At 70.1% G+C, this 13,060-nt stretch carries 12 protein-coding genes; 3 read left to right on the top strand and 9 right to left on the bottom strand.

What is annotated here, in order from left to right:
* Positions 1-210 precede the first annotated feature (210 nt).
* From LG395_RS28575 to thyX, 3 genes are all read right to left on the bottom strand, one after another.
* Positions 211-1,896 carry a ribonuclease J gene (locus LG395_RS28575; RefSeq protein ID WP_171152301.1) on the bottom strand — a complete coding sequence of 562 codons (1,686 nt, stop codon included), beginning with the start codon at positions 1,894-1,896 and terminating at the stop codon, positions 211-213.
* Positions 1,897-2,051: 155 nt separating this feature from the next.
* Positions 2,052-2,951: a 4-hydroxy-tetrahydrodipicolinate synthase gene (gene dapA, locus LG395_RS28580; protein ID WP_171152303.1), complete on the bottom strand. Its 900-nt coding sequence runs from the start codon at positions 2,949-2,951 to the stop codon at positions 2,052-2,054.
* A 211-nt stretch (positions 2,952-3,162) separates the two neighbouring features.
* Entirely contained in the window at positions 3,163-3,912 is a 750-nt protein-coding gene (gene thyX, locus LG395_RS28585) for an FAD-dependent thymidylate synthase (protein ID WP_171152304.1), read from the bottom strand.
* A gap of 175 nt (positions 3,913-4,087) precedes the next feature.
* Here thyX and LG395_RS28590 point away from each other — a divergent pair, with 175 nt between their 5' ends.
* Together LG395_RS28590 and LG395_RS28595 are read left to right on the top strand one after the other, a co-directional pair.
* Positions 4,088-4,348, top strand: a complete 261-nt coding sequence (locus LG395_RS28590; protein ID WP_225811702.1) for a hypothetical protein — start codon at positions 4,088-4,090, stop codon at positions 4,346-4,348.
* A 102-nt stretch (positions 4,349-4,450) separates the two neighbouring features.
* A complete protein-coding gene (locus LG395_RS28595) occupies positions 4,451-5,005 on the top strand; it encodes an SCO5741 family PH domain-containing membrane protein (protein WP_171152306.1) in 555 nt (184 codons plus the stop codon).
* Between the two features lie 36 nt (positions 5,006-5,041).
* Here LG395_RS28595 and LG395_RS28600 read toward each other — a convergent pair whose 3' ends face one another.
* From LG395_RS28600 to rpsO, 5 genes are all read right to left on the bottom strand, one after another.
* On the bottom strand, positions 5,042-5,497 hold the full coding sequence (locus LG395_RS28600) for a tetratricopeptide repeat protein (RefSeq protein WP_171152307.1): 456 nt from the start codon (positions 5,495-5,497) through the stop codon (positions 5,042-5,044).
* A 27-nt stretch (positions 5,498-5,524) separates the two neighbouring features.
* Positions 5,525-6,277 carry a 4-hydroxy-tetrahydrodipicolinate reductase gene (gene dapB, locus LG395_RS28605; RefSeq protein WP_171152308.1) on the bottom strand — a complete coding sequence of 251 codons (753 nt, stop codon included), beginning with the start codon at positions 6,275-6,277 and terminating at the stop codon, positions 5,525-5,527.
* Positions 6,278-6,303: 26 nt separating this feature from the next.
* The gene (locus LG395_RS28610; RefSeq protein WP_171152310.1) at positions 6,304-7,683 is read right to left on the bottom strand and encodes a M16 family metallopeptidase; all 1,380 of its coding nucleotides are present in this window, start codon (positions 7,681-7,683) and stop codon (positions 6,304-6,306) included.
* Entirely contained in the window at positions 7,680-9,899 is a 2,220-nt protein-coding gene (locus tag LG395_RS28615; protein ID WP_171152311.1) for a polyribonucleotide nucleotidyltransferase, read from the bottom strand. Before LG395_RS28615 ends, LG395_RS28610 begins: the two co-directional genes overlap by 4 nt.
* A 380-nt stretch (positions 9,900-10,279) precedes the next feature.
* On the bottom strand, positions 10,280-10,567 hold the full coding sequence (gene rpsO, locus LG395_RS28620; RefSeq protein ID WP_171152312.1) for a 30S ribosomal protein S15: 288 nt from the start codon (positions 10,565-10,567) through the stop codon (positions 10,280-10,282).
* A 273-nt stretch (positions 10,568-10,840) separates the two neighbouring features.
* On the opposite strand from rpsO, the gene LG395_RS28625 reads away from it, so the two are divergent.
* Positions 10,841-11,131, top strand: coding sequence for a DUF397 domain-containing protein (locus LG395_RS28625; protein ID WP_171152314.1), 291 nt, complete (start codon positions 10,841-10,843; stop codon positions 11,129-11,131).
* Positions 11,132-11,225: 94 nt separating this feature from the next.
* Here LG395_RS28625 and eccD read toward each other — a convergent pair whose 3' ends face one another.
* Positions 11,226-12,734, bottom strand: a complete 1,509-nt coding sequence (gene eccD / locus LG395_RS28630) for a type VII secretion integral membrane protein EccD (RefSeq protein WP_225811802.1) — start codon at positions 12,732-12,734, stop codon at positions 11,226-11,228.
* Between the last annotated feature and the right edge of the window lie 326 nt (positions 12,735-13,060).

The following is a 13,060-nucleotide window of genomic DNA, read 5'->3' on the forward strand; positions in this document are numbered from 1 at the left end:
ATGCTTTCCAGGTTCCCGCTCTCGCGTTTCCCTTTCCGGCGGTTCCGACTTTATCAGAAGTTCTGAGTCGGTTTTCCCACCCGCTCCAGGCATCCGTGTCCAGCGCGTGAAGTGCTGGGGTTCCCGGTTGGGCGGAGCCGTAAACGTACTGGAGCGGGGCGCCTCGATGCAAATCGAGGCGCCCCGCTCCTGGTCCGGGCCGACGAGGCGTCAGACCTCCACGACCACCGGCAGGATCATCGGCCTGCGGCGATAGGTGTCCGAGACCCACTTGCCGAGGGTCCGGCGGACGAGCTGCTGGAGCTGGTGGGGCTCCACGACGCCGTCCTGGGCGGACCGCTCCAGGACTTCGGTGATCTTCGGGAGGACGTCCGCGAACGCCGAGTCCTCGATGCCGGAGCCCCGGGCCTGGACGTGCGGGCCGCCGGTGATCTTGCCGGTCGAGGCGTCCACGACCACGAAGACCGAGATGATGCCCTCGTCGCCGAGGATCTTCCGGTCCTTCAGCGCCGGCTCGCCGACGTCGCCGACCGAGAGGCCGTCGACGTAGACGTAACCCGCCTGGACCTTGCCGGAGATCTTCGCCTTGCCCTCGACCAGGTCGACGGCCACGCCGTCCTCGGCGATGACGATCCGGTCGTGCGGGACGCCGGTCAGGGCACCCAGCTCCGCGTTCGCCCGCAGGTGGCGCCACTCGCCGTGGACGGGCATCAGGTTCTTCGGGCGGCAGATGTTGTAGAAGTACAGCAGCTCGCCCGCGGACGCGTGGCCGGAGACGTGCACCTTCGCGTTGCCCTTGTGGACGACGTTGGCGCCCCAGCGGGTCAGGCCGTTGATCACGCGGTAGACCGCGTTCTCGTTCCCGGGGATCAGCGAGGACGCCAGGATGACCGTGTCGCCCTGGACGATGCGGATCTGGTGGTCGCGGTTGGCCATGCGGGACAGGGCCGCCATCGGTTCGCCCTGGGAGCCCGTGCAGACGAGGACCACCTCGTGGTCGGGCAGGTCGTCCAGCGTCTTGACGTCGACCACCAGGCCCGGCGGCACCTTCAGGTAGCCGAGGTCGCGGGCGATGCCCATGTTGCGGACCATGGAGCGGCCGACGAAGGCGACCCGGCGGCCGTACTCCTGGGCCGCGTCCAGAATCTGCTGGATGCGGTGGACATGGCTGGCGAAGCTCGCCACGATGATCCGCTTGCGGGCTCCGGCGAAGACCTGCCGCAGGACGCTGGAGATGTCCCGCTCGTGCGGGGTGAAGCCCGGGACCTCGGCGTTCGTGGAGTCACTGAGGAGGAGGTCGATGCCCTCCTCGCTCAGGCGCGCGAAGGCGTGCAGGTCCGTGAGGCGGTTGTCCAGCGGGAGCTGGTCCATCTTGAAGTCGCCGGTGTGGACCACCATGCCGGCGGGGGTGCGGATGGCGACGGCCAGGGCGTCCGGGATGGAGTGGTTGACGGCGACGAACTCGCAGTCGAAGGGGCCGATGCGCTCGCGGTTCCCCTCCGCCACCTCCAGGGTGTACGGGCGGATCCGGTGCTCCTGGAGCTTGGCCTCGATCAGCGCGAGGGTGAGCTTGGAGCCGATCAGCGGGATGTCCGGCTTCTCGCGGAGGAGGAAGGGGACGCCGCCGATGTGGTCCTCGTGGCCGTGCGTGAGGACGATGCCCTCGATGTCGTCGAGGCGGTCCCGGATGGACGAGAAGTCCGGCAGGATCAGGTCGATTCCGGGCTGCTCCTCCTCGGGGAAGAGCACTCCGCAGTCGACGATCAGCAGGCGACCGCCGTACTCGAAGACCGTCATGTTTCGGCCGATCTCGCCGAGGCCGCCGAGCGGGGTGACCCGAAGGCCGCCCTGCGGCAGCGGAGGCGGCGCGCCGAGTTCAGGATGCGGATGACTCAAAAGACTCTCCTCACCACGCGCGCCACGTACCGGTACGGCACGTGGCGCGCATGACGTTCGTGCGGAAGCAGTTGTCGTTGTTGATCGCAGGCACCGGTGGCCTGTGTCTTCTGTTGTTCTTCAGTTGTGAAGCCCCTGTGGTGCAAAGTCTGTTGTCAGAGCTGTACCCCGCCGGCGGCAAGATCGATCTTGAGCTGCGCGATCTCCTCGGGGGAACACTCGACCATCGGCGAGCGCAGCGGTCCGGCCGGCAGTCCCTGGAGGGCCAGGGCGGCCTTGGTGGTCATCACGCCCTGGGTGCGGAACATGCCGGTGTAGACCGGGAGCAGCTTCTGGTGGATCTCCGTGGCCTTGACGACGTCACCCGAGGTGTACGCGTCCACCAGGGCGCGCAGGTCGGGGGTGACCAGGTGGCCGACGACGGAGACGAAGCCGACGGCGCCCACGGAGAGCAGCGGCAGGTTGAGCATGTCGTCGCCGGAGTACCAGGCGAGGCCGGACCGGGCGATGGCCCAGCCGGCGCGGCCGAGGTCGCCCTTGGCGTCCTTGTTGGCCACGATCCGGGGGTGCTCGGAGAGCCGGACGAGGGTCTCGGTGCTGATCGGGACGCCGCTGCGGCCGGGGATGTCGTAGAGCATGACCGGCAGGCCGGTGGCGTCGGCGACGGCCGTGAAGTGCCGGTACAGGCCCTCCTGCGGGGGCTTGTTGTAGTACGGCGTGACGACCAGGAGGCCGTGGGCGCCGATCCGCTCGGCTTCGCGGGCCAGCTCGATGCTGTGGCGGGTGTCGTTGGTGCCGACTCCGGCGACGACGTGGGCGCGGTCGCCGACGGCCTCCAGGACGGCTCGTACGAGCTCCGATTTCTCCGCGTCGCTGGTGGTGGGGGACTCGCCGGTGGTGCCGTTGACGATCAGGCCGTCGTTGCCTGCGTCCACCAGGTGGGCGGCGAGCCGCTGCGCGCCGTCGAGGTCGAGTGCGCCGTCCGCCGTGAAGGGCGTGACCATGGCGGTGAGGACCCGCCCGAAGGGGGTCTGCGGAGTCGAGGTCGGAGCCATGGGTAACACGCTACTCGGTGCTCGATGCGGGGTGCGTCCTCGGGGTGTCGGGAAAGTCAGGACAAAGATGGAGCCCGGCACTGCCTGCTCGGGGGTTCAAGCAGTGCCGGGTCCGTTTGATCAGGCTAGATGAACTTCTCTAAATGCCGCAATACGGACACCTCGCCAGGCTGACCCGTACATCCGTTCCCGGCAGGGGAACAAGGCTTCGTTACGGGGCCACACGCCCGTTCGCGTTGAAGGCCGCGTGCGTCAGCGGCATGAGCCCGGCCCACTCCGCCTCCATCTTCTCGCCCACCATCTCGATCTCCCGCTGCGGGAAGGACGGCACCTTGGCCAGCTCGTGCTGGGTGCGCAGGCCGAGGAAGTGCATCAGGGAGCGCGCGTTGCAGGTGGCGTACATCGAGGAGTAGAGGCCGACGGGGAGGGCGGCGCGGGCGACCTCGCGGGCAACGCCGTCGGCGAGCATCTTCTGGTAGGCCGTGTACGCCTGCTCGTACGACTCGCGCAGGGCGCCGCTCACCGCCTCGTGCTGGGCCGGGGTGCCCTCGACGAAGACGTACTTGCCCGGGCGGCCCTCCTGGACCAGCTTGCGGTCGGGGCCGGGGACGTAGAAGACCGGCTGGAGCTCGCGGTAGCGGCCCGACTCCTCGTTGTACGACCAGCCCACCCGGTGCCGCATGAACTCGCGGAAGACGAAGATCGGGGCGCTGATGAAGAAGGTCATCGAGTTGTGCTCGAACGGGCTGCCGTGCCGGTCGCGCATCAGGAAGTTGATCAGCCCCTTGGAGCGCTCGGGATCCTTCTTCAGCTCGTCCAGGGACTGCTCGCCGGCGGTGGAGACGCGGGCGGCGAAGAGCACGTCCGCGTCCGAAGCGCTGGACTTCACCAGCTCGACGGTGACGTCACTGCGGAACGTGAGCGACTCGGGGGTGGTCACGGGGGTTGGGGTCCTTCCCATCACTTCGGTGGTTGCGACCACCTTACGGGGGCACCCGGCGGAGCCTGGCACCACCTCGCCTCAAAAAACGCACCCACCATTTTTTCGGACATGGGCACCTTTTGTGTCACTCGATCGTCTGTACCGGTGAGGTCCGTACATTCGACCACCAACCCTGAAAGGAACGGCATCCACGATGCTCCGCCCCCAGCCACCGTCGGGAGGTACCCCTCGCGAGCCCGTACCCTTCGCCTTCCTGGCCGAGGCGGACAGGTTCCGCAGCAATGTCACTCCCCCGCCCCGGCGGCGGGCATCGTTCGGCGAGATGGCCGGGCGCTGGCTGCTGGGTCTCACCATCGTCGCCGGGCTCATAGGTGCCCTGGTCCTGGGCATGCCGGCGCTCTCCACACCGGCCGACGCGCCGGCTCAGCAGTCCCAGGCGTCCCAGGGGCACTGACCACGGGCACTGCCCCTTCCGGACGCTCAAGGCTGGTGGGCGGGAACGGGGCCGGATAGCCTCACCGGCACAGCCCCCGTGAGGACCGAGTGAGGACCAGCCGTGCCCCTGCCCTTCCTGACGGCCGACCGCACCTTCGAGACGACGGCCGAGAGTGCGCTCCCGTACGACGACCCGGACCGCTGGCGGCGCCCGTACCGGCCCGGTCCCTGGCGAGTGGGCGTGGCCGCGCTGGTGCTGCTGCTCGCCTCGTTCGTCCTGTTCGCCGGGGTGCTCACCGCGGTCACCGGCTCGCTCGCCGACGCCGGGGCAGTCCTCGGCGTGGGTCTGGCGATCGTCGTCGGCTCGCTGCGGCTGCTGCGCATGGGGGTGTGGGTGAGCCGGCGCGGACTGCGGCGCACCGGCTTCCTGCGGACGCGGACGGTGCCGTGGGCGCGGGTGGTCTCGGTGCGAACCGTCCAGCAGCCGGTGCGCTGGCTCGGACTGCCGCGCACGGTACAGGGGCAGGCGCTGGCGTTCGTGCGCAAGGACCGGCGGCCGGACGACACCCCGCCGCTGCTCACCACGCACGGCCTGGACTTCCTCGGCCGGCCGATGGCGTTCGACCGGGCCGCGGACGCGGTGGAGACGTGGGCGGCCGAGTACGGAGGCCGCTGAGCGGGCGCTGCGGGGCCCGCGGGCGAAGGCGCGCGGTCAGGCGGTCTGGACCGGCTTCCCGTCGTGCAGCGCGATGGCCCTCTGCATCGCCTTGCGGGCGCGGGGGGTGTCGCGGGCGTCGTGGTAGGCGACGGCCAGGCGGAACCAGCAGCGCCAGTCGTCCGGTGACACCTCCGTCTCGGCCTTGCGCCTGGCGAACACCTCGTCGGCCGAGTCGCGGTCGATCCGGCCGCTGGGCAGGCGCCTGAGCTCGTCGACCGGCAGGCCGCCCTCGGCGTCGAGTTCGGCGGCGAGCTGGTTGGCCTTGCGGACGAACTGGGTGTTCTTCCACAGGAACCACAGGCCGATCAGCGGCAGGATCAGCACCGCCACGCCGAAGGTGACGGTGACGACCGTGCCGGACTGGATGAGCATCACGCCGCGGCTGCCGACCAGGACGAAATAGAAGACCAGGACGGCGGCCGTGACGAGGTAGGTGATCTTCGCGCGCATCGGAGGGGCTGTCTCGGCTCGGTGGTCTCAGCTCAGGTCCAGGAAGTGCTCCAGGCCGAAGGTGAGGCCCGGAGTGGTCACCACCCGCCGCGCGCCGAGCAGGATGCCCGGCATGAAGCTGCTGTGGTGCAGGGAGTCGTGCCGCACGGTGAGGGTCTCGCCCTCGCCGCCGAGCAGCACCTCCTGGTGGGCCAGCAGGCCGCGCAGGCGGACCGCGTGCACGGGGACGCCGTCGACGCTGGCGCCCCGCGCGCCGTCCAGGGCCGTGACGGTGGCGTCCGGCGCCGGTGCCGTCCCGGCGGCCCGGCGGGCCTCGGCGATGAGCTGGGCCGTGCGGGTGGCCGTACCGCTGGGTGCGTCCACCTTGTTCGGGTGGTGCAGCTCGACCACCTCGACGGACTCGAAGTACGGCGCGGCGATCTGCGCGAACTTCATCGTCAGCACGGCTCCGATGGAGAAGTTCGGCGCGATGAGCACGCCGGTCTCCGGGGACTGGGCCAGCCAGCCCGTCAGCTGCGCGAGGCGGTCCTCGGTCCAGCCCGTCGTCCCGACGACGGCGTGGATGCCGTGGCGCACGCAGAAGTCCAGGTTGCCCATGACCGAGGCGGGAGTGGTCAGCTCGACGGCGACCTGGGCGCCGGCCTCCGCCAGCGTCTCCAGCCTGTCACCACGGCCGAGGGCGGCGACCAGCTCCATGTCCTCGGCGGCCTCGACCGCCTTGACGGCCTCCGACCCGATCCGGCCGTTGGCACCGAGGACCGCCACGCGCAGCTTGCTCATGTTCCTGTTTCCTAACCGGTGGTGTTTCAGGCGACCGCGTCGTGCAGCCGGGAGGCCTGCTTGTCCTTGAGCGGGCCGATGACCGACAGCGACGGGCGCTGTCCCAGGATGTCGCGGGCGACCTCGCGGACCTCGTCCGGGGTGACCGCCGCCATCTTCGCGAGCATGTCGTCCACGGACATCTGCTCGCCCCAGCACAGTTCGCTCTTGCCGATACGGTTCATCAGCGCGCCGGTGTCCTCCAGCCCCAGGACCGTGGAGCCCCGCAGCTGGCCGATGGCACGGGCGATCTCGTCGTCGGTCAGGCCGTTCTGCGCGACGTGGTCGAGTTCGTCGCGGCAGATCCGCAGCACGTCGTGCACCTGGCTGGGCCGGCAGCCGGCGTAGACGCCGAACAGCCCGCAGTCCGCGAAGGCGGAGGTGTACGAGTACACGCTGTAGGCGAGGCCGCGCTTCTCCCGGACCTCCTGGAAGAGGCGGGAGGACATGCCGCCGCCGAGGGCGGTGTTGAGCACGCCCATGGCCCAGCGGCGGTCGTCGGCGCGGGCGATGCCGGGCATGCCGAGGACGACGTGGGCCTGCTCGGTCTTGCGGGCGAGCAGTTCGACCTTGCCGGCGGCGCGGATCGTCCGGCGGCCCTCGCGCGGGGCGATGGGCCGCGCGTCCGGGTCGCGCAGGGCGCCCGCCTTCTCGAAGGCCGCACGGACCTGTCGTACGACCTTGTTGTGGTCGATGTTGCCGGCGCAGGCGACCACGAGGTGGGTCGGGTCGTAGTGCTTCCTGTAGAAGCGGCGGATGCGGTCGGCGGTGAGGGCGTTGACCGTGTCGACCGTGCCGAGGACCGGGCGGCCGAGGGCGTTGTCGCCGAACATGGTGTGCGCGAACAGGTCGTGCACGCAGTCGCCCGGGTCGTCCTCGGTCATGGCGATCTCTTCGAGGATCGCGCCGCGCTCGACGTCGACGTCCTCCTCGCGGATCAGCGAGCCGGTCAGCATGTCGCAGACGACGTCGATGGCGAGGGGCAGGTCGGTGTCGAGCACGCGCGCGTAGTAGCACGTGTACTCCTTGGCCGTGAACGCGTTCATCTCGCCGCCCACCGCGTCGAGCGCGGAGGAGATGTCGAGCGCGCTGCGGCGGTCCGTGCCCTTGAAGAGCAGGTGCTCCAGGTAGTGCGTGGCGCCGTTCAGCGACGGGGTCTCGTCGCGGGAGCCGACGTGCGCCCAGATGCCGAAGGTGGCGGAACGGACCGAGGGCAGGGTCTCGGTGACGATGCGCAGGCCGCCCGGGAGGGTGGTCCTGCGGACCGTGCCGATACCGCCTGTGCCCTTGATGAGGGTTTGGGTACGGGCGACGGCCCGCGCCTCCGAAGAGGGGCGGGCCGTCACCTTGGAGCCACGGGACGTCACTGCTCGGCGTCGTCCTTGTCCTGCTCGTTGCCTTCCTCGCCCTCGATCACCGGAACGAGGGAGAGCTTGCCGCGGGAGTCGATCTCGGCGATCTCGACCTGGACCTTCTGGCCCACGCCGAGCACGTCCTCGACGTTCTCCACACGCTTGCCGCCGGCGAGCTTGCGGATCTGCGAGATGTGCAGCAGACCGTCCTTGCCGGGCAGCAGGGAGACGAACGCACCGAAGGTGGTCGTCTTGACGACCGTACCCAGGTACCGCTCGCCCACCTCGGGCATCGTCGGGTTGGCGATGCCGTTGATCGTGGTGCGCGCGGCCTCGGCGGAGGGGCCGTCGGCGGCGCCGATGTAGATCGTGCCGTCGTCCTCGATGGTGATCTCGGCGCCGGTGTCCTCCTGGATCTGGTTGATCATCTTGCCCTTGGGGCCGATGACCTCACCGATCTTGTCGACCGGGATCTTGACGGTGATGATCCGCGGGGCGTGCGGGCTCATCTCGTCGGGCCGGTCGATGGCCTCCATCATCACGTCGAGGATGTGCAGGCGGGCGTCGCGGGCCTGCTTGAGGGCCGCGGCCAGGACGGAGGCCGGGATGCCGTCCAGCTTGGTGTCGAGCTGGAGGGCGGTCACGAACTCCTTGGTGCCGGCGACCTTGAAGTCCATGTCACCGAAGGCGTCCTCCGCACCGAGGATGTCGGTGAGGGTGACGTAGTGCGTCTCGCCGTCGATCTCCTGGGAGATCAGACCCATGGCGATACCGGCGACCGGGGCCTTCAGCGGCACACCGGCGTTCAGCAGGGACATGGTGGAGGCGCAGACCGAGCCCATGGACGTCGAGCCGTTGGAGCCGAGGGCCTCGGACACCTGGCGGATCGCGTACGGGAACTCCTCGCGCGTCGGCAGCACCGGGACGAGGGCGCGCTCGGCGAGGGCGCCGTGGCCGATCTCGCGGCGCTTCGGGGAGCCGACGCGGCCGGTCTCACCGGTGGAGTACGGCGGGAAGTTGTAGTTGTGCATGTAGCGCTTGCGGGTCACCGGGGAGAGGGTGTCCAGCTGCTGCTCCATGCGGAGCATGTTGAGGGTGGTGACGCCCAGGATCTGGGTCTCGCCACGCTCGAACAGCGCGGAACCGTGCACCCGCGGGATGGCCTCGACCTCGGCGGCCAGGGTGCGGATGTCGGTGACACCGCGGCCGTCGATGCGCTTCTTCTCCTTGATCACGCGCTCGCGGACCAGCTGCTTGGTGAGCGAGCGGTACGCGGCGGAGATCTCCTTCTCGCGGCCCTCGAACTCCGGCAGGAGCTTCTCGGCGGCCAGACCCTTGACGCGGTCCAGTTCGGCCTCGCGCTCCTGCTTGCCGGCGATGGTGAGCGCCTGGGCCAGCTCGGGGCGGACGGCCGCGGTCAGGGCCTCGAACACGTCGTCCTGGTAGTCCAGGAAGATCGGGAACTCGGCGGTCGGCTTGGCGGCCTTGGCGGCGAGGTCGGCCTGCGCGCGGCACAGGACCTTGATGAAGGGCTTGGCGGCCTCCAGACCGGCGGCGACGACCTCCTCGGTCGGCGCCTCGGCGCCACCCTCGACCAGCTTGATGGTCTTCTCGGTGGCCTCGGCCTCGACCATCATGATCGCGACGTCACCGTCCTCCAGGACGCGACCGGCGACGACCATGTCGAAGACGGCGTCCTCGAGCTCGGTGTGCGTCGGGAAGGCGACCCACTGGCCGCGGATCAGCGCGACGCGGACGCCGCCGATCGGGCCGGAGAAGGGCAGACCGGCCAGCTGCGTGGACGCGGACGCGGCGTTGATCGCCACGACGTCGTACAGGTGGTCGGGGTTGAGGGCCATGATCGTGGCGACGACCTGGATCTCGTTGCGCAGGCCCTTCTTGAAGGACGGGCGCAGCGGACGGTCGATGAGGCGGCAGGTGAGGATGGCGTCCTCGGACGGCCGGCCCTCACGGCGGAAGAAGCTGCCGGGGATCTTGCCGGCGGCGTACATCCGCTCCTCGACGTCCACCGTCAGCGGGAAGAAGTCGAGCTGGTCCTTGGGGTTCTTGGAGGCGGTGGTGGCCGACAGCACCATGGTGTCGTCGTCCAGGTACGCCACGGCGGAGCCGGCGGCCTGCTTGGCCAGGCGGCCCGTCTCGAAGCGGATGGTGCGGGTGCCGAAGGGACCGTTGTCGATGACGGCCTCGGCGTAGTGGGTCTCGTTCTCCACTAGCGTTTTCTCCGTTACGTATCGTCTTTCGTCCCTTGGCTGCCCGTGTGGCAGGGGGACGGTGGCGGAGAAGCGCTCCGTGCGGTGCGGGCCGGTCTTCGATCGAAGCACCCGGGGCTCGCTTCCCCCCGGGGGCCACTACCGAGGACCGGCGGCGGCTGGGTGCGCTCCTCCTCGTTCTGTGACGTACCCCGTCATGCCGTGGCGTACGTCGTTGCGTGTCGTGCGTATTGCGTTGTGCTACCACACTACAAAGCGTGAGTGACACTCCGCACGTCTCCGCTCGTACGGCGGAGGGTTCCGTGTGCGCGGCGGGGCCCCGCATACGGCAAAGGGAGCGGCCCCCGAGTACGTTCGGGAACCGCTCCCCTCATGGCGTCTTACCGGGCGCCCGCCGCACCGCGGCGGATGCCGAGGCGGTCGACCAGCGCACGGAAGCGCTGGATGTCCTTCTTCGCCAGGTACTGCAGAAGGCGGCGGCGCTGACCGACGAGGATCAGCAGGCCACGACGGGAGTGGTGGTCGTGCTTGTGGGTCTTGAGGTGCTCCGTCAGGTCGGAGATCCGACGGGAGAGCAGGGCGACCTGGACCTCGGGGGAGCCGGTGTCACCCTCCTTGGTACCGAACTCGCCGATGATCTGCTTCTTCGTGGCGGCGTCGAGCGACACGCGTACTCCTCATAGTCTGTTGAGTGCCACCGAGTGCCCCCGGTCTACGTCTCGGGGAAGCTTCCGTTACTCGGGAGGCGGGGATCCGCTGGGCGCGGCCTCCAGAACGAGCACGGGGCGGTTCCGGGGGTGCGTACACAAACGGCCGTCACTCAGGGTACCAGGCGATGGCGGGCACCTTGCGCCCGGTCGTCGAACCGCCCTGGTGGGGCACCCCCGGCCACTAGGGTGAGCGCCGGGACCGTACCTACCTCGGGAAGGGGTCGCTGCACGATGGCGGAAACGGAAGCGGAGATCAAGGCGCGCAAGGAGCGGGAGCGGGACGAGCTGTACGCCCTCGACATCTCGGGCGTCGAGTGGCACTGCGCGCCGGGCACGGAGGAGCACGAGGAGCGGGTCGAGATCGCGTACCTGCCCGGCGGGGCGGTGGCGATGCGGTCCTCACTCGACCCGGACACGGTGCTGCGCTACACGGAGGCGGAGTGGCGGGCGTTCGTGCTGGGGGCTCGGGACGGGGAGTTCGATCTGACGCCCATGAGTCACAACGGCGGGTTGGACGTGTAGGGGGCCAGGCACGAGAAAGGGCGGCACGCGCGCGTGCCGCCCTTTTTGCCGCGCCGCTCCCCGCCGGTGACGGCCCGCTTCCGTAGCGGGGCCTCTAGCTGGTCATGGCCCGTGCCTGGGCGTACACGTCGAAGACGGCCAGGGTGAGGGGGATCAGCGTGAGGAGGACGAAGCTCTCGGCGATCTCCAGGAAGCGGCCCCAGAAGGGGGTGACGCCGCGCCGCGGGGTGATCAGTGCGATCGCGGTGACCAGTGCGGTGGCCGCGGCGACGGCGGCGGCGAGCCAGACGCTCCGGACGTCCAGGGCCGTGGTGTCGCCCCGGAGTGCGTCGATCAGGTAGCCCCGGGGCGGGTTCAGTGCCAGCCCCAGGCCGAGGAAGACGATGGCGGCGAGGCCCGCGGCCAGGGTGGCGCCTACCTGCGCGGTGTAACGGAACAGGTGCGCCCGCATGAGCATCGCCACGCCTGTCGCGAGGGCCAGCAGCTGCGCCCAGATGTTGCTGGAGAAGCCGAGGACGATGGACGCGCCCACGGCGACGAGGGCGCAGCCGCCGACGAGACCGACGAGGAGTTCGTGGCCGCGCCGGGCCTGGGCGGCCACGCGCTCGGCGTCCACGGGCTCCTGGGGAGCGGGCTCGCCGGTGTCGTAACCGCCGCGCGACGGGTTGGGCGGTTCGAAGCCGATGGGCAGCCGGGCGAATCGCATGGACAGCCCGGGCAGGAAGGCCAGCGCCACGACGGAGAGCGGGGCGCAGACGGCGGCCGTCTCGATGGGCTTCAGCTCGGTGAGGATGGCGATGAACGTCGTGATCAGACCGATGGCGGAGGCGAAGACGAACGCCACGAAGGGTCCGTCGCCGCCCGGCGACACCAGGGTGAGCACCAAGGAGGCGATCAGGACGGTCGTGCAGGCAAGCAGGAACTGCAGTCGCCCGATGCCCTCGCCGGCGGAGAGGGACAGCAGGCCCGAGCCCGCCACGGCCACATTGGGCAGTGCGCCGAGTCCCAGCGCGACGGCGGAGGCTCCGTCGTCGTACACGCGCGCGCGTACGCACGCGATCGTGACGAGCAGGGCGCCGCAGACGCCCGCGATGACGCCCTGCAGACTGTGCATGTCGTGCCGGATCTGCGAGCTCCAGGCCACGAACGCGAGCAGCGCGGGCAGGATGCCGCCCGCGACGAGCCCGGCGGCGCGCGTGAGGTCGCCGCTCCACAGGGTGCGGTCCCGGGTGACGGCGGCGGCCACCGCCTCGGAGACGTCGTCGAGGACGGCCGGGGGCAGCGACTCGGCGAACGGGCGCAGGGTCAGCAGCTCGCCGTCGAGGATGCGCTGGGCCGTGAAGGACCGGGCGCCGTCGAGTACGGTGCCGTCGCGGCGCACGAGGTGGTACCCGACCGGAGCGCCCTCGGCGGGGCTCTGCTGGGACAGGCGCAGGATCTCCGGGTAGAGGTCGGCGACCGGTACGTCGTCGGGCAGCGCGACGTCGATGCGGCTGTCGGGCGCCACGATGGTGACGCGGCAGAAACCGAAGCCCGTACCCGCGCCGGAAGGGGCTCCGGTACCCGGTCCACCGGTCGCGCCGGCCGGCGCGGAGGCCGTCATGCTCACGTGCTGTTCCCCCTCGTCGGTGGTGGGGCGGCCCATGGTGCCACCGCGCACCTTCCGCCCGTAAAGATGCTGTGTAGGTTGTGCGGCGCGTTCCCGCACCGCCGGCCGACCGAGCGGTCCTGGCCGGGATCCGCGGGAGGCGCTTGTTTCGAACAGGTGCGGATTGCCCGGCTTTTCCCGGAACGATTCGCAACTGCTCACGCGCTTCACCGGCACCCTACCGCCCGCCGTCGTCCGTGGTTGTCAGTAGGATCGCGGTTCGCGATCGACGTCCGTCTGACACGGGGCGGCGGATGAAACATCTCGGTCCGGCAAGGGAA

Origin of the sequence: Streptomyces spinosus, from assembly GCF_020400655.1 — a bacterium.
GTDB lineage: Bacteria > Actinomycetota > Actinomycetes > Streptomycetales > Streptomycetaceae > Streptomyces > Streptomyces argyrophylli.